This is a genomic window from Dyadobacter koreensis, assembly GCF_900108855.1.
Classification (GTDB): domain Bacteria; phylum Bacteroidota; class Bacteroidia; order Cytophagales; family Spirosomataceae; genus Dyadobacter; species Dyadobacter koreensis.
Genome location: NZ_FNXY01000001.1, coordinates 804,852 through 831,631 on the forward strand (window position 1 = coordinate 804,852; position 26,780 = coordinate 831,631).

The 26,780-nt window shown below is 42.3% G+C and carries 20 protein-coding genes; 3 read left to right on the forward strand and 17 right to left on the reverse strand.

Going from position 1 to position 26,780, the window contains the following annotated elements:
• The first annotated feature begins 167 nt into the window (after nucleotides 1-167).
• The gene (locus tag BMY70_RS03295) at nucleotides 168-347 is read left to right on the forward strand and encodes a hypothetical protein (protein WP_090331894.1); all 180 of its coding nucleotides are present in this window, start codon (nucleotides 168-170) and stop codon (nucleotides 345-347) included.
• Nucleotides 348-450: 103 nt separating this feature from the next.
• Here the strand turns inward: BMY70_RS03295 and BMY70_RS03300 are convergent, their stop codons facing one another.
• From BMY70_RS03300 to BMY70_RS03355, 13 genes are all read right to left on the reverse strand, one after another.
• Nucleotides 451-1,647, reverse strand: coding sequence for a hypothetical protein (locus tag BMY70_RS03300; RefSeq protein WP_143072042.1), 1,197 nt, complete (start codon nucleotides 1,645-1,647; stop codon nucleotides 451-453).
• 44 nt (nucleotides 1,648-1,691) lie between these two features.
• Nucleotides 1,692-1,814, reverse strand: coding sequence for a hypothetical protein (locus BMY70_RS31445; RefSeq protein WP_262485734.1), 123 nt, complete (start codon nucleotides 1,812-1,814; stop codon nucleotides 1,692-1,694).
• 158 nt (nucleotides 1,815-1,972) lie between these two features.
• Nucleotides 1,973-4,453 (reverse strand): zinc-dependent metalloprotease, encoded by a 2,481-nt coding sequence (locus BMY70_RS03305; protein ID WP_229209458.1) that lies wholly within the window; start codon nucleotides 4,451-4,453, stop codon nucleotides 1,973-1,975.
• A 122-nt stretch (nucleotides 4,454-4,575) separates the two neighbouring features.
• Nucleotides 4,576-7,122: a zinc-dependent metalloprotease gene (locus BMY70_RS03310; RefSeq protein WP_090331897.1), complete on the reverse strand. Its 2,547-nt coding sequence runs from the start codon at nucleotides 7,120-7,122 to the stop codon at nucleotides 4,576-4,578.
• Nucleotides 7,123-7,155: 33 nt separating this feature from the next.
• Nucleotides 7,156-7,602, reverse strand: a complete 447-nt coding sequence (locus BMY70_RS03315) for a hypothetical protein (protein WP_090331898.1) — start codon at nucleotides 7,600-7,602, stop codon at nucleotides 7,156-7,158.
• Between the two features lie 3 nt (nucleotides 7,603-7,605).
• A complete protein-coding gene (locus BMY70_RS03320; protein ID WP_090331899.1) occupies nucleotides 7,606-8,796 on the reverse strand; it encodes an ABC transporter permease in 1,191 nt (396 codons plus the stop codon).
• Between the two features lie 7 nt (nucleotides 8,797-8,803).
• Entirely contained in the window at nucleotides 8,804-9,427 is a 624-nt protein-coding gene (locus BMY70_RS03325) for an ABC transporter ATP-binding protein (protein WP_090331901.1), read from the reverse strand.
• Nucleotides 9,428-9,509: 82 nt separating this feature from the next.
• Nucleotides 9,510-11,108, reverse strand: a complete 1,599-nt coding sequence (locus BMY70_RS03330) for an amidohydrolase (protein ID WP_090332650.1) — start codon at nucleotides 11,106-11,108, stop codon at nucleotides 9,510-9,512.
• A gap of 238 nt (nucleotides 11,109-11,346) precedes the next feature.
• Nucleotides 11,347-12,903, reverse strand: a complete 1,557-nt coding sequence (locus BMY70_RS03335; protein ID WP_090332653.1) for an amidohydrolase — start codon at nucleotides 12,901-12,903, stop codon at nucleotides 11,347-11,349.
• A gap of 285 nt (nucleotides 12,904-13,188) precedes the next feature.
• Entirely contained in the window at nucleotides 13,189-14,655 is a 1,467-nt protein-coding gene (locus BMY70_RS03340; RefSeq protein WP_229209459.1) for a RagB/SusD family nutrient uptake outer membrane protein, read from the reverse strand.
• Nucleotides 14,656-14,679: 24 nt separating this feature from the next.
• Complete coding sequence (locus BMY70_RS03345; RefSeq protein WP_090331903.1) at nucleotides 14,680-18,210, reverse strand: SusC/RagA family TonB-linked outer membrane protein; 3,531 nt, start codon at nucleotides 18,208-18,210, stop codon at nucleotides 14,680-14,682.
• A 154-nt stretch (nucleotides 18,211-18,364) separates the two neighbouring features.
• Nucleotides 18,365-19,354, reverse strand: coding sequence for a FecR family protein (locus BMY70_RS03350; RefSeq protein ID WP_090331905.1), 990 nt, complete (start codon nucleotides 19,352-19,354; stop codon nucleotides 18,365-18,367).
• Nucleotides 19,355-19,506: 152 nt separating this feature from the next.
• Entirely contained in the window at nucleotides 19,507-20,100 is a 594-nt protein-coding gene (locus BMY70_RS03355; protein WP_090331907.1) for an RNA polymerase sigma factor, read from the reverse strand.
• 224 nt (nucleotides 20,101-20,324) lie between these two features.
• On the opposite strand from BMY70_RS03355, the gene BMY70_RS03360 reads away from it, so the two are divergent.
• The gene (locus BMY70_RS03360; protein ID WP_090331910.1) at nucleotides 20,325-20,816 is read left to right on the forward strand and encodes a group II truncated hemoglobin; all 492 of its coding nucleotides are present in this window, start codon (nucleotides 20,325-20,327) and stop codon (nucleotides 20,814-20,816) included.
• A 56-nt stretch (nucleotides 20,817-20,872) separates the two neighbouring features.
• Here the strand turns inward: BMY70_RS03360 and BMY70_RS03365 are convergent, their stop codons facing one another.
• Both BMY70_RS03365 and BMY70_RS03370 read right to left on the reverse strand, forming a co-directional pair.
• Nucleotides 20,873-21,766, reverse strand: coding sequence for an NmrA family NAD(P)-binding protein (locus tag BMY70_RS03365; protein WP_090331912.1), 894 nt, complete (start codon nucleotides 21,764-21,766; stop codon nucleotides 20,873-20,875).
• A 154-nt stretch (nucleotides 21,767-21,920) separates the two neighbouring features.
• Complete coding sequence (locus BMY70_RS03370) at nucleotides 21,921-22,763, reverse strand: sulfurtransferase (RefSeq protein ID WP_090331914.1); 843 nt, start codon at nucleotides 22,761-22,763, stop codon at nucleotides 21,921-21,923.
• A 277-nt stretch (nucleotides 22,764-23,040) separates the two neighbouring features.
• Between BMY70_RS03370 and BMY70_RS03375 the strand changes: the two genes are divergently transcribed.
• Nucleotides 23,041-23,280: a hypothetical protein gene (locus tag BMY70_RS03375; protein WP_090331916.1), complete on the forward strand. Its 240-nt coding sequence runs from the start codon at nucleotides 23,041-23,043 to the stop codon at nucleotides 23,278-23,280.
• A 214-nt stretch (nucleotides 23,281-23,494) separates the two neighbouring features.
• Here the strand turns inward: BMY70_RS03375 and BMY70_RS03380 are convergent, their stop codons facing one another.
• Complete coding sequence (locus BMY70_RS03380; protein ID WP_090331918.1) at nucleotides 23,495-25,963, reverse strand: TonB-dependent receptor; 2,469 nt, start codon at nucleotides 25,961-25,963, stop codon at nucleotides 23,495-23,497.
• 112 nt (nucleotides 25,964-26,075) lie between these two features.
• A complete protein-coding gene (locus BMY70_RS03385; protein WP_143072043.1) occupies nucleotides 26,076-26,447 on the reverse strand; it encodes a DUF8478 family putative metalloprotein in 372 nt (123 codons plus the stop codon).
• Between the last annotated feature and the right edge of the window lie 333 nt (nucleotides 26,448-26,780).

Consider the following 26,780-nt stretch of genomic DNA (forward strand, 5'->3'; position numbering starts at 1 on the left):
GAAAAGGAATGGTTAAAGCTCAATGCGCAACGAGTGCTGTTGATGATAGAAGAATCTGAAAAATTACAAAAAAGTTTTGTGATTTACCTATTCAGTAATAGCGGTTAGAAGGGCAAGCCATTGAAGAAGTATTAGATTCCCTGCCAACCATGTTAAAAGAAACGAACATGAATACGCTAGATATTTTCATCGAGAAGGGTAAAAAAATTGGAATTGAAATCGGAAAACTGGACGTTGTCGAAAATCTGCTCCGCAATACCGATTTTTCAACGTTGAAAATTGCTGAATTAACTGGGGTTTCTGAGTCAATGGTAAACAGAATTCTTAATCAGATTAACGGTCACTAGTAACCTAACCGAATTTGAACAATACTGTAGCAAGTTTCCTTATTGAAAAGCGAAAAATATCAAGAACTGGAACGAAAACAGGCTAAACGTTCCAGTTTAATAATTACAATTTCCCTTCCTTCATTTTAACCAAAGTTGTTTCAAAGGAACCTGCGGCACCAATCACTTTTTGCGCCTCAACTGCTTTCGTTTGCCATTCAACTGCCTCCTGTCTTCTACCTAGTTTATACAGAATATGTGCATAGGTATCCATGTAAGCAGCATTTCCCAGATACTGAGACTGCTGATGTTGACGATACAAACCGTTAGAGAGCTCTATTGATTGGTTTGACCATTTCAAAGCCGTTTCCAGGTCAGATGCTTTATTCGATATTTCGTAAAAATGCCAGGCGTGTTCATTCAATTCCATATGATAAAATTGTGAAGAAGGTGCATTGCGCACAATTCGGACAGGCTCTTTTCTCCATGGAGCGGGTGGAATTTGTGGCTGATTTCTCATCTCCTGCGCATCTATTTTTTTCAAAGAATCCACTGTTAACGACATATGTGTGAAATTTAACAACGCCATAGCTTCACTTTTATATTGAGCAGTATCTTTTATAGCATATAAAAATCGTAACATATTTCGACGAGATGCAAGAAATCCTTTCTGAAACTCTTTATTATACGTCCGATGAATAAAACTGGAAAGTTGATAAGCAAGATTTTTGTCTTTTTTCTCCACTGCGACTCGGAACGTGTTGCTGATGATTGCATTGTTCATTGCCACGGCTTCCTCAACAGGTATTGATTTATACAAGCTGTCGATCAACCCGGCAGGCGCGCCATACTGAATCACTTTGTAGGCCCGGCTTTCCAGCGTCGGACCATTGGCATAAATAAAACGGATAATCCCAAAATTAGTCAGGGAATCCACCCTGAGCTGGCCAACATATTGTTCAAGCAATTCATTGACAGGAAGCGATATTTCCTTTCGTTTGCTAATGTAATCTCTTAGAAACTGTGGGGAACGCTGCCCGGCCTTATATTCTTTTTCAAAATCGCTAAGCTTCTTCTCATCTTTCCTGCCAAGTGCAATATCTGCCTGTTCCGCATATACAAATCCTGCACTCGTCGACCCATCATGCCGATTCAGAATATTACCGTCGGCATCGATATATAGCGAAATAAGTGCTCCTTTTATCTCAAACTTTTTTGCCAGTTTTTTACCATTCTCCGTTTTCACATTTGCCCGCATCGAAACAAAATTCTGTTCATACTTCTCTTTCAGGATAGTTGCGCTAAATCCCTGAGAAGCCACGTCATTGCATTGTTGGCAATTGTCATCTTCGAGATGTAGAAATATTAATTTTTTTCGTCTTTCGCTTTTTTCGAAAGCTGCTCCCAGGTAAGGTCTTTCTCGAAAAAAATCTGGGAAAAAACCGGAGCGTAACATAAGGAGAGTATAATGACAAATATCAGTTTCATAAAGATTTTGGCTACTAATAGATTGCCAAATGTAATCTGTAAAATTTAAATATGTAACCGAAATAGCATGAATAAATGATTATATTTTATGACTAAAAAGAATAAGCGTGTAACAATCTGCGAAAGATGGTACACGCCTATACTATCCAACAAAAATATTAAATAGGAGAACCTGCAGGCATTGTTAGAGGCGGTGCAGGTTTAAATTTGTCAGGGTCTGCCTCAAACTGACTGATCTGCAAAATACTGAACAATACATCGCCTTTTAGTTTAGCATCCGTTGTATTTTTTTGGGAAATCATCCAGTTTTTCAGGTTATCGATTTCACCAATTACAGTCGACCGGACGTTATCGGATGCATTAGTACTGGCAGCCAGTCCGAGCAATGATTTAAGATAAACTTTGCGAACCATGCTCTGCAAATCACCCTGATAACCAGGCAGTGGTACAGATTTCCAAATCTGGTCATTCATCTTATTGATAACCGATATCAAGCCGGGCTGCGTTGCATCTCGTCCATTGAATTCCAGAAGCCTGGCCGATCTTTCCGGATCCAAAAGAAGCGTTATACAATCGCCTGTCAAAGATTCCGCCGCGCCAACAGGATCAAATGTCAACCCGGTATACCCTTTGAAATTTTCCTGTGTTTTTGAATATCCAATCGGATACGGTGGTAATGACTTTATTAATTTTTCGGGAATTGCCAATTCAGCGGGAGATATCGCCATTAAAATCGCGTCCAATGCTTTTTGCTGTTCTTTCGGATCCAGCATTTCAGTCACTGGCTGGCCGTCTCCGCGCAGCGCATAGCGGTAATTCATTCCTCCGAGCAGATAAGAAGTTGCCAGAATTTGGTAACGATGCAGCAGATAAAGCGGAACGAGCACTTCTTCAAGCGTTGCCATCGGAGTTCCTGCCGGAATTGCTTTTTCAGAAAATCTTGCTAAAACCTGCCTGCGGATCTCCATCAATCGCAGCAATTCCCCACTTGCATTCGTGGAATTATCCCAGTGTGCAGATTTCGGATGAACACCCAAATCAAACATAAAAAGCTGTCCCTGTTTGATGGACTCCTGCATAATTTTTTCAAGACCAGCCTTTTCATCTTCGCCTTTTTTAAATTCCGCGTAGCCCCACAAAATGGAGCGTTTGTCGTAGCTTCCGATTCCCTTCGTGTAGGCTTCTGAAATATCAATCGAACCATCTTTTTTCAAAGTTATCTTCGGGAATGGGTAATCCGTTACCGAAGATCTGTCGTTGCTGCTGGACATATGGTTATGATATAGACCAAGCGTGTGCCCGACTTCATGCGCCGCAAGCTGGCGAATACGCGCCATTGCCTGATCAACGGCCCTTTGAGGTGCCGTTTTATCATCGCCATAGGGTTGCGTCAAACCTTGCAGGATCAGGAAATCCTGTCTTTCACGCATGGATCCGAGAGTTACCTGTCCTTTAATGATTTCGCCCGTTCTTGGGTCAAATATGCCAATTCCGTTCGAATAACCACGTGTCGGCCGATGCACCCAGTTGATAATGCTATATCGGATATCCATAGGATCTGCACCTTCCGGCAATTCCCTGACCTGAAAAGCATTGATATAACCTGCCGTTTCAAAGGCCTGATTCCACCACGATGCGCCTTCGATCAATGCTTTCTTTATTTCCGCAGGTGCTCCCCTGTCAACATAATAAATAATTGGTTTTACAGCTTCACTTTTCTCGGCATTCGGATTTTTCTTTTCTAATCTCCATCTGCGGATATATTTTTTGATAATTGGCTGTTCTATGGAAGCTGCAAAATCGAAATACTCCATGGAGTTATATCCGGAACGCGGATCAAATTCTCTCTTTTGATATTTATCATCCGGCAGTTCGATGAAAGAATGATGATTTCTAAGGGTAACAGAATTCGGATCTGGAGCCTTTGGAGCCGTTCCCGGACCGCCGCTAAAATAACTTCTTTCGTTTCCTCCTGGACCAGAAAAGGTCAACAGCGCTTCAAATTCAGTATTTTTCGGAAAACTCTTAGTATTTTCAATCGATATAGCTGATCTAGTTTCATCCACGCGATAAACAGCTCCGGGAGCGGCAGGACGAAAACCCACGGCACCCAATCGTTCCCCTGATTTTTGGCTGTCCCGTAATAGAAAACTTGTAAGATCTACGAGCACCTTCCCGTTTTCTTTAACTTCTGGCTTAAACGCCCAAATGATCGATTGAGGAAAAGACTCAGCTACCGATTTTTTTTCTTCCAGATTGTCTGTATCTGCCCGGTAATCATAGTTGGGGAGTGTCAGAAAAATTTTCGGCCCGACCGTTATAAATTTCACGATACGATATCCACCAACCGTTCCTCTATCCCCTGCTCCGCCGCCTCCGCTCGGCATAGCGTTGACATATAAAAATTCTTTTTCAAACATGGTTTCCGGGATTTCAAGAAAAACCTTGCCATCCTTTTCATCATAATAAAAATTGAAGTATCCTTCATTCTTTTTCATTCCAGCTGTTTTGCCTGCAATGGAAAGTGTTTGTAAAGACTTGGTTTGAGCAGGCTGGTTTGGTGGCGTTGCAGAATTTTGGGCAAAAGAGTAGCCCGTTATGGACAGCATCGCAGCCGCCACAAGAAGATTTTTTTTCATCTCGGGAAAATTAAAATTTTGTCAAAAAAAGAAGAAAGCGGATCAGAAATGATCTTGAAATTTGTAATCAATTCCACGACTTTTCCCTGACCCGCTCAACTTAGTTTGGGTAGTAAATCAGATTATTGCTCCCCTTGAAAATGTGTTTGCGAGCATCCCATGAAATCCATTAGTCCCATAATTGGAGCTCCGGGAGGCATATCAAGAACAGACGCAGGCTCAAATTTATTAGGATTTTTGTTGAATTCTTCGATCTGAGAAAGCCCAAAAAGCATGTTTGCCTTTTGTTTTGGAGCCGCACCAGCCAGTTTACCCTTCATCCAGTCGCCAAGCTCACTTACTTTTAACAGCGCTTCGCCGCGAACGCTTTCCGGCGCTTTTGAATTAGCTGCCAGATTTAACAGATACTTCAAAGAAAGGTTGTTTACCAATGTCTGCAGCTCGCCTTTATACCCCGGAACCGCAGGAGCTTTCCAAGTACTTTCGAATAATTTATCGATCACCGGCATAAGTCCAGGCTGTTTCTCATCTCTTGCATTATATTCTACCAGACGTGCAGCCCGTTCTGCATTAAGCAGGTATGACAATGTTGTTCCAGCGGCTGTTTCAGCCGCAGCGATTGGATCAAAAGTTGGACCGGTATGCCCCGAGAATGTTTCCAGACTTGCAGGATATCCCGAAGGACGTGGTGGAATTTTTTTGATCAGTGCTTCCGGCAAGGCAAGCGCTTCGGGTGTGATTGTACTCAACAAAGATTCCAAAGCTCTCCATTGCTCTTTCGGCTCAACCATACGGGTCACGACCTGTCCATCGTTTTTAACGGCATGAGTAAAATACAATCCACCAACAGATTTTGCGACAGCCTCAACCTGATAACGATGTAACAAATAAACAGGTACTAAAACCTCTTCGATCGTAGCCATTGGCTCGCCTTTCCTAATCGCTTTTTCAGAAAAATTATCCAGAACTTTTCTTCTGACCGTCATGATATTGGTCATCTGATCGATCGGATTGGAGCCATCGTCCCATTGGTGGGAAGTCGGATGAGCGTTTCCTCCGATATCCGGGATGTAAATAAATCCTTGTTTAAGCGTTTCCTGCATAATTTTTTCTAATCCTTCCTCTTCTTTCCCTGCCGGGAATTCGGTATAACCCCACATCACAGCCCGCTTATCCCAGCTTCCGATTCCTTTGGCATACGAATCTGAAATATCAACGTTACCATCCGCTTTCAAAGAAAACTTAGGAAAAGGATAATCCATCACCGAAGCTCTGTCTTTCGGACTTGCCGCAAAGTTGTGGTTAAAACCCAGTGTATGTCCAATCTCGTGCGCAGACAATTGTCTTATTCGCGCCAACGCCAGCTCCTGCATGGCCTTCGGAATTGGTTTTCCATCTTCATAGGGCTGCAATAATCCTTCCGCAATCAGATAGTCCTGACGGTGGCGGTCAGAGCCGAGTGTTACTACTCCTTTGATAATTTCACCTGTGCGTGGATCAACATAGGATGAACCATAAGAGAAGCCGCGCGGACTACCATTTCTGTTTACCCAGTTCACTACGTTATACCGGATATCCATCGGGTCTGCTCCTTCGGGAAGTTCTTTCACCTGAAAGGCATTTTTATAACCTGCTGCTTCAAAAGCTTCATTCCAGAACGCGCCGCCTTCAATTAATGCCTGTTTAACAGGTCCGGGAGCACCGCGATCGATGTAATAGACAATCGGTTTGACTGCCTCACTTGGCGCAGAACCAGGATTTTTCTTTTCAAGTCTATGTCTTCTGATAAATCTTTTTACGATCGGTTCCGTCATTGGCGCCGAGAAATCCATATAGCTGAACATCCCAAAAGCTGACCTCGCATCAAATCTTCGGGTTTTGTATTTATCATCCGGTAGCTCAACAAATGACTGGTGCATTTTCACACTGACAGCGCTCGGGTCAGGAGCAAGGCCAGGTCCGCCACCGAAAAATCCGGTGTTTGGGTTTCCGCCAGTAAACGTTATCAAAGCTTCAAATTCTGTATTTTTTGGGAAATTTTTTGTGTTTTCAAGATACAAAACAGAACGGCTTTCATCCATCCTGTAAGCGCCACCGCCACCTGCAGGCTGCGGAACGGAGACAGGCCCGGCGGCCCGGCGCACGCCTAAACGCGAAGCGATATTCTGACTGTCGCGAATGATAAACGGAGTAAGATCAATCAGCATTTTGTCGCCTTCAACCGCAGTTGGAACAAATCCCCAGATTACCGATTTCGCAAAAGCATTTTCGACTGCTTTTTTCTCATCCACATTCTCTGTGATTGCCCGGTAACTATAGACAGGTTCAACCAATAATACCTTCGAACCGACTTTTACGAATTTTGCAATCGCCGAAGAAGCCTGTCCGCGTTCAGGTCCGCCGCTTCCGACACCGTCAGTCAGGGAAGAAAAGTATAGAAATTCTTTATCAAGTTTATCCACTTCCAGATAGACTTTCCCTGATTTTTCGTCGTAATAAAAATTAAAAAAACCATCATACTTTTTTAATCCCTGCGTGACGGAAGCGATACTTGTCGCCGGCGTCGCTGCTTGTCTGGCTGGCGCACCGCCGCCCGCAGCAGGACTTTGAGCATAAGAAAATGACCCTGCAGCCAGTAAAGCGGCCAATGTATTAAAGCTTAATTTCATAGTATAGGAGTTATTAAATCAAAATTTTAAACGTTATTTTATTAATTCAGCATTCAAAAGAAAGATTTCCGACCGAAGATCACCTGTTTTGTTCAGTATCAATTTGCCTCGCAGCTTGACTGGTTTATCTGTGTAAATCAACTCTTTACCCATTTTCACTTCAACCATTGAAGGAATATCACCCTGCCCGCAATAAGGACATTGATCCATGGGAACAACCGCCAACATGAATTCGGAATGGTTAAGATCGGCATTTATTGGAATAATGTACCCGGGCAGCTCCACCACTTTATTTTGCAGCGCTTCCAGCTTTGCAGGAAACGCCGGTACCATTTTGAAATCTTTATTTTTTTTATAGGTCCTTTCAGCAATCAATTTCCAGGTATTGTTCATCAACGGAATATGTGTTGGCGGCTGCGCTTTTGCAGACAAAACGGCTGTAAAAGTGAATAAAAGGAAAACTGTTTTTTTTAATAGCATAGCTTACCCTATTGAAATAGTTTTAGAAATGTCCGCCCGGTAAGCTTGGATTGCCGGTAAAATGGCCGCCATGATTCCAATGAAAAAGCCACCAGCAACGAGATGTAATTCCTCCGGCATAAAATAAAATCCACTTAATCTGGCTTGTGGGGAATCCTGAAAATAGCCAATAATATGCAGAAAAACATGTCCTAAAAAAACACCGATTACAGATCCTATCCCCGTCAGAATGATGCCTTCCAGCATGATGATCATAAAAATTTTCAGCTGTGAAGCACCCATGACACGCATAAGAGCGAGATCGTACATTCTGTCCTTTAACGAATTGTACAAAGTAACAAAGATGCTGATTGCCGAAATCAACATAACGAACAAGGCGAACCACTTTGCGGTTTGCACGCCTACACCGATCAGGGAAAACAACCGCGCACTCTCCTTTGCCGGCGATGCGGCCTGCATGGAGGTTGATTTATTTACCATCATCGGAAAAAGTACGATTGACATACGCGAACGATATTGAATCAAAAGTGACGTGATTTCCTTTTTGCTTTGATGTCCCGATTGTTTATGATCTTTTTCAATTCCGTGCATATTCCAGATACTTTCGATACTGGTCAGTACCAGATTATCGGTTGAATTTCCGGAAGATTCCAGAATTCCGGTTATTGTGTTTTGATTTCCTTCGTGAACATCTTCGTCTGAACTCAACCCATGCGATCCATTGAACTTATCTCCTACTTTCAACTTCTTTATTTTAGCCACTTCCGACCCGATAACAACATCAAAATCCTTTCTCCAAAACCTACCCTGTTTGAGTTTCAGATTATATAAATTAATATAACTTGTATCTGTTCCAACAATTCTGAACCCGGCATAATTGTCGCCCAAAGCAAGCGGGACTGCCCTTTTCACCATAGGATTTCTGGCCAGGTCCTGAGCGTCATCCAGAGAAATATTGCCTGTTGGAAAATCAATAAAATAAATGCTGCTCAAAATCAATTGAAGGGGGCTACCCTTTGCTCCTACAACAAGATCTATTCCATTGGCATTTCCCTTAAGTTTTTCGCCAGCCTGCGTTGAACCTAATAGAAGTAAAGTCAGAATCCCTGTTCCAAATGCAATAAGCAGCACATTTAAAAAAAATGTTAGCCTGTTGAACTGTAAACTTTTCCAACTTATGGTGATCAGATTCATTCGCCGGTTATAAAATATATTCTTTTGAAAAAGCCTCTTTCACCCTATCGTCATGCGTTGAAACAACCAGCGTCCCACCACTCGATTCGGAAAGTTTTAACAGGAGATCGACGACCGTTTTTGCATTTTTATTATCCAGGCTTGATGTTGGTTCATCTGCAAAAAGTAGAAAAGGCTTATTCAAAACTGCCCGGGCGATTGATGCACGCTGTAATTGTCCCTGACTTAATGATGCCGGATAACTATTTATCTTCTGAATAATATCAAGTTCTGTCAAAACTTCGATGATTCTGTCTTCATTATTCTTGAAACCGGCGAAAGTCTGGGCGAGAAATAAATTTTCTTTAACCGTCAGACTTTTAATCAAGTGCGCCTGTTGAAAAACCACACCGATATTTTGTCCTCTAAACTGGTCCAACTCCTGTCCGGAAAGTTTATAAAGTTCCGTTTCCTGAATAAAAACCTCACCAGAAAATGGCTTTTTGATACCCGTCAAGATATGCAGCAACGTTGTTTTCCCACTCCCGGACTCTCCTAAAAGCAGCCATTGCTCTCCTTTCCGAATATTTAAATCCGGGAAGGAGAGCTTTTCATTGCCGTAATGATGAGAAAGCGATTTCGTCGTGAGCATAAATTGTTTGTCCGCCGGCGGTCGGCTAACAGCCTTCGGCTTCTTCTGATCAAAACCCGTTGCCGATAGCTGATTGCCGAAGTTACTTTCCTGTTCCTTCGGTTTTTGTATCCCGAAGTGTCGGATATTTAATGCCCAGCTGTTCCAGATAAGTAGGATATTTAGCCGGGTCGTAATAGTATTTTTTCATTTCCGGGCGGAATTCCTGCATGATTTTTTCATTCAGGTGAATGGCTGGCTTATCCGTTTTGGAGATTATCGGCGTGTATTTCACATCCTTTGTCTGCACATCGGTGAAATATGTTTTTGCGTTTTTTATCACCTCCGGTTTTACGAAGAGATCCAGTAAAGTCATCGCCTCCACTTTCGCACCGGCCGTTACACCCTTATGCGCAATCGGAGTTGCCATCGCGATCGCATTCGCCCAGTGATGGCCGGGAAGACCGGGAATGTTGGCAGGATATCTCAAAACAATCGTCGGCAAATTCCATGAAATGTCAGCGATATCGTCCGAACCACCGCCTCCTGAACTTGATGTTGCAGTAGGTTTGGCCAGTGGGCTTAATGTAGTTGCAAGACCATTGCTTTCCACTGTTGCTCCTTCCGGGTTACCCATTTCTTTCTGAGCCGCTTTGGCCAGCGTCTGATCTGCTTCTGTCCATTTGGGCAAGCCAACTGCCTTAATATTTTCATACATCGCCTCAGCCATTGGCTGATTAAAATGCCCCGGCCATGCACTTCCCAAAACCTCATAGGTCATTTTGGTATCTGTCATTTGCGCAGCACCTTCGGCAATTTTGATTCCATCCTTATACATCTGCATAATTTTTGGATAAGTCCTTTCCCGGAAATAATACCAGACCGAGGCTTTCGAAGGCACTACGTTTGGCTGATCGCCTCCATCTTTGATCACATAATGCGAACGCTGGGTAGTTTCCATATGCTCGCGGTGATAATTCCAGGCAATATTAGTCAGTTCGACGGCATCTAAAGCACTTTTTCCACGCCACGGCGCCGCGCCTGCGTGTGAGGCCTGACCTTCAAAACTGAATAAAGCTGATACCATCCCATTATTTCCGGCATCGCCATATGAAACCGACATATTATTAGCAACGTGTGTAAAAATACAGGCATCTACGTCCTTAAAATAACCATCACGAACATAGTAAGCCTTTGTTCCAAGCTGCTCTTCCGCAACGCCGGGCCATAACATGATTGTACCGGGAATTTTTTCGCGCTCCATAATTTTTTTTAAAGCCAGAACAGCCGTAATATTCAACGGTTGACCGGAATTATGCCCTTCTCCATGACCGGGAGCACCTTCAATAATCGGATCATGGTAAGAAACTCCTGGCTTTTGCGATGCTTTGGGAATACAGTCAATATCGCTACCAACGGCAATGATCGGTTTGCCTGAACCCCACTTTGCCGTCCAGGCTGTGGGCACGCCGGAAATTCCCTGCTCAATTACAAAGCCATTCTTTTGCAAAATGTCGGTCAGGTATTTTGATGTTTCCACCTCCTGAAAACCAAGTTCTCCGAAGCTGAAAACCATATCAACCATTTCCTGCGTAAATTTCTGCTGCTTGTCAATTTCTTTGGTAAGCTCTGTTTTCAGCGCGTCAATTTTCGCCGGAGTCATTTTTGTTTGCGCCGAAACCTGCGAAGGCATGACCAGCATTGTACTGAACAAGCAGCTAAATGCTAACGCGGCGATCGGCTTTCGGCTGTCGGCTGTCAGTACTGAGGACCGGAAACCAATCGCTGATAAAATATTCTTGGTTGGAAATCTCATGGTCGTTTTTATGTTCATTTTTTCTATCAGCCTGATGTTTTGATGATTATAATAAAAATTATTTTCAGCTCAGGTTGTCATATCAGGCCAACGAAAGCCGATTGCTGACAGCCGAAGGCCGAAGTCATTTCCCCGTAGAACTTCCTTCACGCGTTGTTGTCGGATATTTGATACCAAGCTGTTCGAGATAAGTCGCGTATTTTGACGGATCATAATAATACTTCTTCATCTCAGGCCTGAACTCCTCCATGATTTTCTTGTTGAGCTGAATCGCAGGTTTATCCGTTTTTGATATCAGCGGCGTATATTTCGTATCCTTGGTTTGCACTTCATTGAAATAAGTCCAGGCATTTTTTAATATTTCCGGTTTTACAAAGAGATCCAGTAACGTCATCGCCTCGGCTTTCGCTCCGGCTGTCACACCTTTGTGCGCAATTGGCGTGGCCATGGAAATAGCATTAGCCCAATGGTGGCCTGGCAAACCTGGAATGTTGGACGGATACCCCAAAACAATTGTCGGCAGATTCCAGGAAATGTCAGCGATATCATCAGAACCTCCTCCACCGGCGGACGGTGTCAATGCGGGTTTTCTTAAAACACCTAACGTTGTTGCCAAACCTTCGGTCGGTTTTCCCTCATCCGCCGGACTTTGCATTTCTTTTTGCGCCGCTTTGGCAAGTGTCTGATCCTCATCGCTCCATTTTGGCAAGCCAACCATTTTAATATTTTCATACATTGCCTCGGCAATCGGCTGATTGAAATGCCCAGGCCATGCACTCCCTAAAACTTCGTAGGTCATTTTAGTATCTGTCATTTTTGCAGCTGCATCCGCAATTTTAACTCCATCCTTGTACATCTGCATAATCTTCGGATAGGATCTTTCGCGGAAATAATACCAAACAGAAGCTTTGGACGGAACCACGTTGGGCTGATCGCCGCCATCCGTGACCACATAATGTGAACGCTGTGTGGTTTCCATATGCTCCCGATGATAATTCCAGCCAATATTCATCAGTTCCACAGCATCAAGCGCACTTTTCCCCCTCCAAGGCGCGCCGCCCGCGTGAGAAGCCTGACCTTCAAATTTGAATTGAACCGAGATCATACCCGTCATTCCACCGTCGCCATATGACGTACCTAAATTATTGCTAACGTGAGTGAAAATACAAGCATCAACATCTTTGAAAAAACCGTCGCGGACGAAGTAAGCTTTCGTTGCCAATTGCTCTTCTGCAACGCCGGGCCACAACATGATCGTACCCGGAATCTTCTCTCTTTCCATAATTTTTTTCAAGGCAAGAACGGCCGTAACATTTAACGGCTGACCAGAGTTATGCCCCTCGCCGTGTCCGGGAGCTCCTTCAACGATTGGATCGTGGTAAGAAACGCCGGGTTTTTGTGAAGCTTTGGGAATACAATCGATATCGCTTCCAACTGCAATAACCGGTTTTCCGGAACCCCAGGTTGCCGTCCAGGCAGTTGGAATTCCGGAAATACCCTCCTTGATCGTAAATCCGTTTTTCTTTAAAATATCGATCAGATAACGCGAAGTTTCAACCTCTTGAAAACCAAGCTCTCCAAAGCTGAAAATCATATCGACCATTTCCTGGGAAAACTTTTTCTGCCCGTCGATTTCTTTGGCAAGTTCGGTTTTCAATGCATCGATTTTTGCGGGCGTCATTTTTGTCTGTGCTATGACGATCTGCGAACTTATCGCAAAAATACTCGCAAGACAAATCCCTTTTGCCAACAAGTTTTTGTATCGAAAAAATCTGTTTACATCTTTTTTCATTTTATAACAGATTAAGATTATTTTTAACTGTCTTCCTAAAACTTCATAACATCCATCAAACCACTCCAAAATATTTTGAGATTAGATTCATAGTTTGCCACTTATCAATATTTATAAATGACAAACTATGAAGTATATACGTAAACCATTTTACGGTTACAATCTCATTACTGTTCAAATGAGCTTATTCGTGGAAAGCTCAGCATTTGGGATCGGGAAAATATATTCCGGCTGCGTTGGCGCGACTGCTGGTGCTGATAAACCTCCGCTGCCTTTTGCAGGAATTGTCAATAAATTCCGTAGCAAATCGTTGGATCTCAATCCTTCCCCTAAAAGCTCAATTCTTCTCTCTATCCAAATCGTTTTCACCAAAGCATCCGCCGTTGAAATGCTGGCATCCGGGAAAACATAGGCCGCATCCGAGCGGTTACGAACGGCTTTCAGCAAAGCAACCGATTTTGCCAGATCTCCTGTTTTCGCAGCTGCTTCGGAATAGTTTAACAAAACTTCAGCGTAACGTAACAACGGTACATAATCCAGCGCAGGGTTGGTCTGGTTATATTTTTTCAGATATGTCACACCACCAGCCACACGGGTAAAGTTTGTTTTTCTCGCATCCGTTGCCGGCCAGGTTGGATCTCCCAAAATCCCTGAAGCATTCAAATTATATTCCAGGTTCAGATTATATGTATATGCCAGAGAATTCTGTCCTGCAACAATGTTCAGGACCGTCATTGGCATCGAGAAAATAGATTCAGTCGTTGTATAATCCGTCATAAATGGTGTTGCCACATTTGCCTGCAATTGATTCTTCACGCCCGTTGGTGCAGAAAAAGGAGCGGCTTCTGAAACAATTTTCTTCGCCTCCGTTACCACTTTTGCATAATCGCCCATCGTCAGGTAAACACGGGTTTTAAATGCGATGGCTGTGTTTTTATGGGCGCGTGTCGTATTCAAAAGTGCAGTGGTATACGTTAGAGGCAAACCCGCTTCCGCTTCGTCCAGATCTTTCAGAATCTGTGCGTAAACCTCGGCAACCGTACTTCGCGCCATATCATTGTTAGCCGGGGTTGTTTCACCTTTTAATCTTAAAGGAACTCCCGCAGATGCCCCTTTGTCTTTGGTATAAGGCTGTCCATACCGCGTAACTAATCCGAAATAACAGAACGCCCTGACGAATTTGGCTTCCGCAAGATATTGTGCAGCAAGTGTTTCACTTACAGCAGTCGGATATGCAGCCAGTCCGTCTATGATCAGGTTTGCTGCATTGATTGCCGTGTAAGACGAGCCCCAGCCTGAAGATGCATCATTAGATCCCGAGGTTACGGTATGGCTCCATGCGTCATAGCCTGTAAAAACATTCTGGGTACGGTTTATGAAATCCTCACCCCGGATATCGGCCAGCATAAGATACCTGCCACCATATAAACTACCATCTTTCATGGAAGTATAAATTCCGTTTACCTGCCCTAAAACACGCTCTGGCGTATCAAACAGGAAAGCATCTTGCAGCTGAATGTTCGGTATCGGATTAAGCAATTTATTTTCGTCACAAGAACTAAGTGCCAGGCCAAAGGGCAAAGCCAGATATATCGCTCTGCGCATCCAGTGTTTTGCTGATTTTATATTGATTTCTTTCATCTTTTACTTAATTTAAAAATGATCTTAGAATCCAAGGTTTACACCAAATGTGAAAGTACGGCCTTGTGGAATCGAGTTTTTCTCAACACCAGGCGTAGTATTCGAGTTACCATTAACCGAAATTTCTGGATCGGTACCTGTGTATTTTGTCAGGATGAAAGCGTTAAATACCTGAGCATACAAACGAACGGATGCAAGACCCAATTTCGCCAAACCACCAGCCGGAATGCGGTATCCCAGAGAAGCAGACTGCAATCTCAGGAAGTCTCCTTTCTCAGCATTTTCTGAAATAGGCCATGACGATCCGTTGGAAAGTAAATCCCCGTAAACCACTTTCGGAACATCCGTTACCTGACCTGGTGTAGTCCATCTTGAAAGTACATCGGTAGAGTTGTTCCAGAAACGCTGGTCACGCCAGGTAGCTTTCGTTCCGTTCATCACAAGATTTCCACCAGAATAAGTGAAGTTCACCCCCAGATCAAACTGACCATACTTGATCGTATTGATAAAACCACCGTAGTAAGTCGGCAAAGCATTTCCTAAAAGCTGATAGTCATTGACACCGATTGCGGCGGCCGGAGTGCCATCCAGATACGTCCAGCGGCTTCCGCCCGAAGGTACCACGTGGCTGTACTGCACTTTTTCACCCGCTTTATTGATAAATACACGCTGTCCGTTTTCAGGATTTACACCATCTGTTTTAGCCCCATACAAACTACCCACAGAATAACCGATCCGAGTGATATTAGTTGCTTCCGCGGCTGTGGAAGTGGTTCCAACAAGTTCTGTGCCCTGTCCGTATAACTCGGTAACTTTGTTTTTGTTTTTAGTAAAATTGATGCTTGTATTCCAGCTGAATTTACCTTTTCTGATAACGCTGGCGTTAATGCCAAGTTCAAGTCCGTGGTTGTACATGCTACCAATGTTCATAAAAATCGCGTTTCCCGGAATACCTTTTGAAGGCGATTGCGGCACGTTCAATATCAGACCGTTTACGCTGTTGGCATAATAGGTTGCTTCCAGCTGAATCCGGTCGTTAAGAAAACTGATATCCGCGCCTACGTTTGTCTGGTTGCTGGTCTCCCAGCCAAGATCCGGGTTTCCGCCCTGACTAAAATTCCAGGTTGGTGCCGTTCCATAAAGTGACGATTCATAAAGCGCAAGTGAACCATACTGGCTGACACCGGAATTCCCAACACGTCCCCAGCTTGCTCTCAACTTCACACTGCTCATAATATCAGCCAGCTTTGAATTCTTGTAAAACTCTTCTTCAGAAACTGTCCAACCTCCTGATACACCGCCAAAATTTCCATATTTTTTACCTGCTCCCAAAGCAGAGTTACCATCGCGACGATAGTTTAACGTAAAGAAATAACGTTTGTCGTAATCATAAGTAAAACGAGAGAAAACCGAAACCAGAGCACTCTCAGTCAATACATTAGTGATTGGAACAATCTGTCCGTAACTTCCCTGAAACTCGTCAAAAAATGGATCAGACAATTGGGTACGACGCGCTCCCCAGCTTGAAGTATTGAATTTCTGAACATCATAACCCGCAAGCAAAGAAATATTATGCTTCGTAGCGATTGATGTATTGTAGCTTAGCGTATTTGTCCAGTTCCAGTTACTGATCGTGCGGCTCATATTCTGCGCACTGCCATTTGTAGAAAAACCGGGACCATGAACAGGACTTTCGAAGGTTACGTTTTCAACTTTCAAACGGTCCATCGCATAGTTCATTTTATAAGTTAAACCTTTCATCAGCTTCACCGTACCGCCGAAATTCGCGATAATACGGTCGTTTTCAGAAGTATATTTGTTCAAATCCAGCAGGGGAACCGGATTATAAAAGTTACTTACAACCTTATTTGCACCCATTCCCAGCGTATTGGAAGTACTCAAATTATAGCTACCGTCTGCATTATACGGAGAAACGTTAGGAGCCGACAACCAGGCCAATCGCGCAGAACCAACCAGGCCGAAAGCATTTCCACTCAGCGAGCCGGTGTTTGGCGAGGAGTTTAAGCTGTTATTGTAATTGATATTACTGGAAAAAGAAAGCCAGTTATTGAACTTGTGGTCCACGTTGAAGCGGGCTGCTTTACGTGTAAATTCATTGGTTTTCAAAATTCCTTTCTGATTACTGTAATTGGTCGAAAAGTAATATTTTGTTGATTCCGAACCACCTGAAATGCTCAAACTGTGATTTTGTGAAACGCCTGTTTGATAAACCTGGTCGTACCAGTTTGTATTTACCATCGAACCGTCCGGGTTAAGTGTAGGAAAAAACAGCTGAGAAGCTACGGCGTCATTACTTCCATTGCCACCCAGGACTTTCGCGTTCAGAACGGCTTCGTTTTTAATATCCATAAATTGCTGGGCATCAAGCATCGTTGGCAGCCGGGTCGCCTTGGTCATACCAGTCCAGCCTTCGTAGTTCACTTTTGGCTTACCCACTTTACCGCTTTTGGTTGTGATCAGCAAAACACCTGCTGCCGCCCTTGAACCGTAAATGGACGTAGAAGCCGCATCTTTTAACACGTCAATCGACTCAATATCAGATGGATTAATATCTCCGAGCGGGTTATTGGCAACGGTTGAATTACCTGAAATATCTCCTGTATTGATGGGAATACCGTCCACAACAATCAAAGGAAATGAACTCAGCGAAATCGAATTTACACCACGGATACGGATTACGGGCGGGTTGTTTAAAACACCATTTGGTTGTCCGATACTCACGCCGGTTGCGCGGCCAGCCATCCCCTGATCAAAACTCTGAACAGGCATATCTTTCAGTTTGTCACCCGAAACACGCGCCGCAGAACCGGTAAATTCTTCCTTTGACTGCGTGCCATAACCAACTACCATTAATTCGCTAAGTTGCTTTGTACTGCTTGCGAGTTTCACATTTACAGCAGATTGGTTTGTCACAGCAATTTCCTGGCCGACATATCCTACGTAAGAAAATACCAGAACCGGCGACCCGCCGTCTGCCACTTTGATAGAATATTTTCCGTTCATATCAGTTATGGTTCCGATAGACGTTCCTTTAATGAGAACCGCAACACCCGGAAGTGCGTCACCATTTTCGCCGTCTGTCACAACACCGCGCACTTCTCTTTCGATCTGACTAACCAAAGATGGGAGAGAAACGTCAGTTCTTCTAACTTCACCTGTTGTTTTTAGCTCTTTCTCAACGATTACTACGGTACGTTTTTGCTCACGATAATCCAGTTTGGTAGAAGCCAAAAGCTCGTGCAGCACCTCATTCACTGGTTTTTTACTTACTGTAATGTTGACCTTGTAAGGCGCTATCAGTTCTTCATTGTAAATAAAACGAAAACCCGTCTTTTTGTTAATCAGCGTCAGCGCTTCTTTCAGACTTTTGTCCTTAAGTGTCAGATCAATGGTAACCTCTTGCAGACTCTGTCCGGGCAGATGGGCAACCGCCATCGAAGGCTGAATTCCCGTAATCAGGACGAAAAGAAAAAGGCATACACTTTTAGTCGTCCATTTAGTAATGGACTGTAAACTTCTGGTACAATTTTTCATACCTTTGGATTAGTTTGGGGTTAAGCGATAAACATTAATTCCAACATCAGATAGCAGAATCAGTGGGTGATTGGCGTTACGTCCTGATTTCTCTATCATACATTCCGGCGGCTTCGGCTTGCCGGATTTTTTTATTAAAAAGCGTGCAATACTTTTACATAGGCATCGGGTTAGCAATATTCTTTTTCTTTTTCAGTAAGGTAATTTGTTTATTTTCAAGATGATAATCCAGATTATTGGCAAGACTTAGTAAATTGAGAATATGAGCGAGGGAGTCTGTTGCGATGAATTCGGCCGACATATGATAACTTTTCATGGATTCGTCAGCGAAGGCAATTTTAACACCGAATTTATTTTCCAAAATAGCCGTCACATTTGCAAAGCTCTCATTATCGAAAAGCAATTTTCCTTCTTTCCAGGCCACTGCATTTGCACTGTTGACTGCCATCTTTTTTATACTTTTTGTTTTTGTATCGAAATTAACCTGCTCGTTTGGCAATAGTATTTTTCGCTGCGGTTTACGGCTCCAATTTGCAGCCTCCTCTACTTGCACTTTTCCGCGTGTAACTGTTACCTGGACACTTTCCAGAAAATGATAGGACCTGATATTAAATGCTGTTCCTAAAACTTTCGTATTTGTTCCGGATGCTTCAACATTAAAAGGTTTGGTCGTATCCCGTTTGATATCAAAATAAGCTTCACCATCAACTAAAACCACTTTTCTGATATCTTCGGCGAACTTCACAGGATATTCGATCCTGCTCGATTCGTTCAGCCAAACGGTCGACCCATCCGGCAATTTTATCTCTTTCTTTTCTCCTTTACTTGTTTTGACCGACACAACTCCTTTTTTCAGGAAATTAACAATTCCGGGTTTTGCCAGAAAAAACACCATTCCGAGAATCAAAATAACGGAAGCCGCAATGCTCAATCCTCTGGATGACTTTGAAAGCAAATGGGATGCAGGGAATTCAATCTGATTATCTTTTAAAATCATTTCGCTTTCCTTATCCAGATATCTGTTCAATAAACTATCCAGTTTTCCCTGTGCCAATAGATGGAAAAATGCTTCGAGTTCTTTTTCACTCAATTCATTCGCAACGTATCTTTTAACGAGAATTTCCAAAAATTGCTTTTCTTCCATTTTTCAGGGATTTATAATTAAGACGCAAAACATTGAGAAGAGGGTACCTCCCTACAAAAAAATATTTTATTATTTTTTTGAAACGCAATTTTTCCTACTGACAATCATCAGTTTGACATGCAAATAAAATAGTAATTAAGCAAAATAGAGAATTAAATCCCGAACAGGATATATGCAGAAAGAAGTGAATTAAAGGAAAGTCCAAAGCTTTTTTGAGCAGAACATTTTAGAAGTTTCATCGTTTTCACCATGTGCTTTTTTATTGCATTGCGCGAAATACCCAACACTTCCGCAGCTTCATCGTAAGTTTGGTCCATTTCCCGGCATAATTTAAAAACCTCTCGATTTCGTGGAGACATCTGATCGAGAACTTTCTGAAGGTGCTGATAATATTCTTCCGACTGGATAGAATCTTCCACCTGATTTTTCAGCTCACGGGATGCATAAAGAATTTCTTCTCTGGCGGATTGCTCAACTGACGCGTGGCGTAAAAAGTCGAAAATATGGTTTTTTGAGACCGTAAAAAGATAGGCCCTAAATGAACGAACATCTGCAAGACTCTCTCTTTTTTCCCAAACCTTTAAAAAGATTTCCTGACACAAATCCTCAGCACAATCTGACGATTTTACAAACTTGAAGACGTACTTGTAAATGTCAGAATGGTACTGGTTATAAATCTCATCAAAAGCTCTTCTGTCGCCTAGAGAAATACCATTCAGTAAAATAGTTTCATCGATTGCGGCCATCTTCGATCAGGTAATTATATTTCAGACTTTCTTATCCTTGTCCTAAGTTAATGACATAATTATAAAAATTTCAATATTCGGAAAATTCATTTCAATAAATTTTGACTTTTAGAGTATTGCATTAGTATAGTTATGATTTTTATAATTTATGTCAAATAATATTCTGAATACAGTAAATTGGTATACGTAAAAGCTATTCTGTCAATAACGAAATCATGAATTAAATGATAGAAAAAAACACGGTTCCAACCTTGTATGACTGGGCGGGCGGAAAGGAAATTCTGGAAAAACTAACCGAGCTATTTTACAAAAAAGTTTTGATGGATGACCTGTTATATCCGGTCTTCAAGAATATGTCTGTAGATCACACCATCCATGTCGCCCATTTTATTGCCGAAGTATTTGGTGGCCCAAAACTTTACAGCGAAGGTGATGAGGGAAGTCATTATAAAATGATTTCCCATCATCTTGGAAAAATGCTTGATGAATCCAAAAGACAACGCTGGATTAAACTGCTTCTGGAAAGCTGCGATGAAATAAACATGCCTGATGATCCGGAATTCAGGTCAGCGCTCGTGGCCTATCTGGAATGGGGAAGCAGAATTGCCGTGATCAATTCCGGTAAAACCAACAATCCATTGAATGAAACAGAACCGATGCCAGCGTGGGGCTGGGGTATTCCGGGTGGGCCGTATATTTCCAATCAGGATAGTTAAAAAGGCTTATCATATGAAATTCTTTTGATAAGCCTTTTGGAATAATACATGATCTATTATTTCTTGATGTTCGTTAATATATCCTTCGCTCCAGTCCAGTTTAAATCGGGATATCGATCATTATCCAGCGTTTGCATTTGTGAGGTGAACATACTATGCATATACTGTGCCTGCTGCCATTTCGAGTAAAGCTCATCTTCACCCTTTGGATCGTCTGCCCGGTCTTTTTTATTTTTTTCCGCAAGCTCGTCCCGACCCATCATTCGATACATTTCGAAATGCTCACCAAAAACCTCGCTGGCTAATGGCGCAAGCTCATTAGCGCTTATCTGAAAACTGGCAATTCTCAAAAATCTTGGAGTTTCGGAGTCCATTGCGGCTTCCGCTGTGAAAGCCGCAGTATCGTCCATGGTTGTAAAATCAACTTTCCAATCAGGGTTTTCGACATATCCGACCATTTTCTTTTTCATATCCAGAAAAGGAATATTGTAAGTCAGAAGTTCTGCAAAAGCGCCGTTAAAAATGGATGTTGCTCGTATTGAAGCATCTTCCAGATATTTATGAAACTCACGGCGAAGATCAAAATTGCGGTTGTTACCCTCCGTAAGTTGGGTAAAATCTGAACAAAAATCAGATGGAATAAATCTTGAAACTCCGGCCGCAACAGCCGCATCCAATAAAACCAATTGCGCATCTATGATGACATCCCGCAAACCAGCAAGCGCCGAAACCACACACGAAACTCCTTCACAAGCTTTGGTAAGCTGTGCAACATTATTCATATCAACCTGAACCACTTGCACACCAGCTTTTTCAAGATTTTGTATCTTATCAGCTGCGCTGTCTGACCTGACAATGGCGCGAACCTCAGCTCCTTTTTCTATTAATTCCTTGATGATACGTCCGCCGAGATTGCCCGTTCCGCCGGCTACCAGAATTTTAACTTTCATACGACTGTTTTAATAATTGATCAATGGATTTCTGAACATAGCTACTCAATAAGGATGCCAGTAAATTGACACGCAAAATGATGTGGATACAATCTGGCTGCCAATAAAAAAGATTCCTCTTTTGAAGGAATCTCTTTAAGAAAGAATTTGGTGATTAAATCTCCCCTGTCGCGATAGGTTTATCATTTCTTGACCATTCACTCCACGAACCTACATATAAATTTGCGCCCGCAATTCCTGCATCTTCGAGCGCCAGAAGCGTATGACAAGCGGTAACGCCCGAGCCGCAATGCACAATTATTTTTTCAGGATCTTTGCCGGCCAGTGCCGCGGTATATTTTTGTTTTAAATATTCGGACGAAAGAAAATTCCCATCCTCACCCATATTCTCTACATAGGGAATATTGATAGCTCCCGGAATGTGGCCTGCAACCAGATCTATCGGCTCACTTTCACCTTTGTAACGATAGTTTTCACGGACATCAATCACGACATAATCCGGATTGGATACTGCTTGTTCTACTTCTTTCAAACTAACGGTCGGCAACAACCATTCTTCAAAAGGATAATCGGGATATTCCGTTAATAAGGTGAGCGCGTCCTGAGAAATCGTAAGACCTTCTTTTATGATTGCTTCCAACCCTCCGCTCACAACATATACTTCCTCGTGTCCGGCTGCTTTAAGCATCCACCAGAAACGTGCAGCCGCCATCGCTCCCCTTTTATCGTCATAAACGATCACCTTTGTCTTAGGCGTAATGCCGAGCTGCCCCAGCAATTGACCGATTTTTTCAGCGTCCGGCAAAGGATGTCTTCCACCGTCTGCCGGGTTTTCCACTTTTTTTGAAAGATCTGTTTCCAGATTTACAAACATCGCACCATCCAGATGACCCGTATCAAAACGATCTTCGGCATCTGCCCCGCCTCGCGCATCGATAATAACGGTATCTCCCGTTGAGGAAATTTCTTCTATTTCACTTGCTTTTATAATATTCATGATCGTAGATTCTAATGTTGATTAATGGCTCAATTTATAAATTCTTGTTCAAATCGTGATAAAACCGGAAATATGTAATTATCCAATCCGTACAAATCTGCAAGAACGCGCACTCACGGTAAGCAAATGAAAACACTGACGATAAACCTACCGGATACGTTTTGATCTGACTTAAAGTTATTGCCAGATTTTTATCGCCATACATATCCTATTATTTCTATATTTTCCTCATTACGATTGTATTGCTACCGAATTGCTCAACGTAAAAAAACTTCTCATGAAATTAATTTTCAAATTCTTATTAAGCATTCTTGTACTTATCCTGTGCACATGCACGAAAGACTACAATTTTATATCTGTGTCAGAAAAATACATAAAAGACGTGACCGTAGCTGGTGCGCAGGAGGTCACATTAAATAATGACCAAAACTTAATTCCAGTTACACTCCCAGAAACTGATACCAATGATAGTATTGAACTTCGTCTGAATTTCATGAAGGTTCCACAATCCAAATAATTGCGGTCTTCCGTGGTGACTTGCACACAGCATTTACCTGAATTTAGAAGGGAATTCAAAGAAAAATCGGAAGTTTTGTAAAAACGATTTACCGTTGGATGGCTTTCCCAGTAATTATCGGTAAAAAGATAGCAATCCGAGTCATTTACTATCTTTTAAAATAATAACGGGTCGCATAATCAATTCAACAACCCGTGTACGTCTGAAACCAACATCAGAACGGAACAATAACCTTCACGCTGCCATTTCGCCCCATATTGTAAATTCCGGAGCGTCCGTTTGGAGAGGCTGCGTAATATTCAAAATATTTTAACCGGTTAAGATTTGACTGATAGGACGTATCAAACAGGTTGTCAACTTGCAAGAATACCTGAAACATTGGTTTCTTATTTCGATTATTCACTGTCGTCCCGCATCCGAGATTAAAGAGCGCATAACCTGCTGTTGCAGTTTCGGTATCATCTACACCGTAAAATTTATTTTGGGCTCCATAATAGTCCACTTCCGCCCGGAAATATGTTGCAGATAACAATCCAAGCTCCTTCGCAATTGAAAATCTGAGTTCTGACCGTCCATGAACCGGGGGAATAAATGGGAGATATTTTGCTGCGTTTCCTTCGATCGCAATCAATGCTTTGTTTTTATTTAATCCGCGAATAAACGCCAGACTATTATTAAAGGCCAGCCATTTCACTCCGCTGGGATGCAAATTTAAACTGGCTTCGGCTCCGAATAACTGCGCCTTTGACTGCTGATATTTATAAGTAAAATTCCCGGGCACGATCACAACAGGATTACCAGAATCATCATACAAACGGGCTTGGTAAATGTAATTATCAATGGTATTGTTAAACAGTTCCAGACTGATATCCAGATCTTTCAAGTATCCGATAAAACCCATATCGGTTTGAAGACTAAATTCAGGCTCGAATTCGCGGTTGCCTAAATAAACAATATGTGCGCCGGGATCAAGTCCATTTGAGCCTATTTCGGTAATATTCGGAGCGCGGTAACCTCGGGATACATTAGCTTTCAAAAGTAATCGCTCCGAAATATTGTAAGTAGCGCCCAAGCTTCCTGAAATCCCATTAAAATTTCGATCGTAGGATGGAAATTGAAGAACGGCATTGGAATTTTCGGGTACTTTTAACAACTTGTCATAACCAGTCTCGGGATTTTGCTGAACATATTGGTCATCCCAGTTCCATGACCGGGTATCATAACGAACCCCTCCACTTATGTCGACTTTACCAAGCGATTTTTTTAAGAACAAAAATCCACCTATATCCAGCAAATTATAATCGGGAATCGGAAAATCTGTACCATCCAGATTCCTGTTCATTTGGTACATACCGTTCACCCCAATTGTCGATTCCAGCCCTTGCCATTCAGGAAAGTTATATTTTACGTCATAGTTATAAGTGTTAAGCTGGACATAAAGTCCCGGTTGATTGGGAGTTGTAGGGTGGTTGTATTCCCGACGTACACTTTGCTGAAACCCCAATAACGCGGTCAGGTCCCCTTTTCCCAACAAAAAATGGTTTCTAGTAAATAATCTGTAATGCTGAATACGCTGGTGTAGTGGATTTATGGTATATGTTTTCAAGTCTTTCCCGGAAACAAGCGGACGATCCTTGATGTCATCTTTCCCACTTTCAAATATTTGTCTGGTAAAACGGCGAGTCAGGGAATCGCGGCTTCCGTCAGGAATTTCCTGCAAATTATTATAGAGCGTCGCATAGACATAGGATGATCCCCAGCGCTTCTCAAATCCGGTCATTGCCGACAAATTCAATTCATTATAGGCAGTTCCATATACTCTGCCATCCACCTGATTTTTATAAGCCATAGCACTTTTTCCTGAGACGCGAAAAGCACTTTTCCAGCCATTTTTGTTATAAGCCAAACCACCGGACGCGCCGATCATTCCATTGTTGGTATGATATTCTGTCGTAATATCGCCTTTGATTTTTCCCTCCGGCCCTTTCGGAACATAAGGTATAAAATTGATCACTCCGGCCACAGCATCGGAACCGTAAATTAAACTTGCCGGACCTTTCACGACTTCGGCACGCTCAATTCCATACTGATCAATCTCGATCCCGTGTTCGTCTCCCCACTGCTGTCCTTCCTGCCGAATTCCATTGTAAAGTGTTAAAACCCGGTTATAGCCCAGTCCGCGGATGAAAGGTTTAGAAACATTAGGCCCCGTTGTCACAGCACTAAGCCCCGGAACACCTTTTAAAACTGCATCAACGATGTTGTTGTTGACATTCATGTCCATTTCCTTTTTGCTCATGACAGCGATCGCGACCGGACTTTTCCGTAGCTCAGTTGCTCTTGAAACACCGGTAACAACAACTTCCTTCAAATTATTATTCGAGGCATAAAGTTCGACGTTTACAGAAACTGTCTGATCAGCAGCAACATCCAGCTTTTTTAAGTAACGCTGAAAACCAATTGCTGAAACCTGTAATTCATAACGCCCAGCAGGAACGTTGTTTATCTTGAAGGCACCAGCACTATCTGCCTGAGCACCGAACGTTGTTTTTATAAGAACCGCAGTTGCATAAGAAACAGGCTTTCCTTCGGAGGTAATAACTCCCGAAATTTGATTATTTTGTGCAAATACCTTGGAAATAAGTGCTAGAAAAACCGCTGTTAAAAGGATATATTTTTTCATAGATTAAATTCTATTTAGTAGCAAAAAAGATCAATTTCAGAACGCAATGCCTTGTCTTTGCATGTAAGTCTGTTCATTGATTATATTATAATGTTAGGGGTATATAAACTTTTCAAACTACAAAAAAGGGTGGACCGCGGAGAAATAAAGTCAAGCGGTTAGCCTCTGATTTCTGTTCGTTATAAGGATATGTAAGCTGCAATTCCAACCAAAGTGCCGGGACCGAAAAAGAGAGCTCGGGAACAAAAGAATCAAATGGAATATTACTGACGCAATCCAGCCAATTCAGCTCTGATTGAGTATGATGGTGATTGGGAAAATTACATTTCGATCCAAATTCGGCATATGGATGAACATGACTTACAATTCTACCGTCCGGCATACGATGAGCATGGCGAAACACGACGTTGCTGAGGCAAATTAGCCACCACAAAACCAGCAAAAAGCCAGCTATTCGTCTTCGTTTCAGAACATTATCATTCATGCAATTCAATTTATGCAACAATGTTGCAAATTAATAGTAATCCCTCTCTTATTCTTAGTATGTCCCAATTTATTTATGGAATAATCAAATTGTTACAGATATATTTTCAAAAACTGCGGCAGAGATAGATTTGTTTTCCGATTCGACTTTAAGCTTTGCCTATTCTTAAATTTAGGCAAATCTAAAAATAAAATTTAGTAAGTAAAATTTTAAGATTAGAATTAGCTGATAAAATATTTTAATCTATTTAATTATTTTTATTAAATACAACTAACAACGCCTCTAAAAAACTGACAATCAGCTAAAATTGTACCTATGTAACAAAAATAAGAA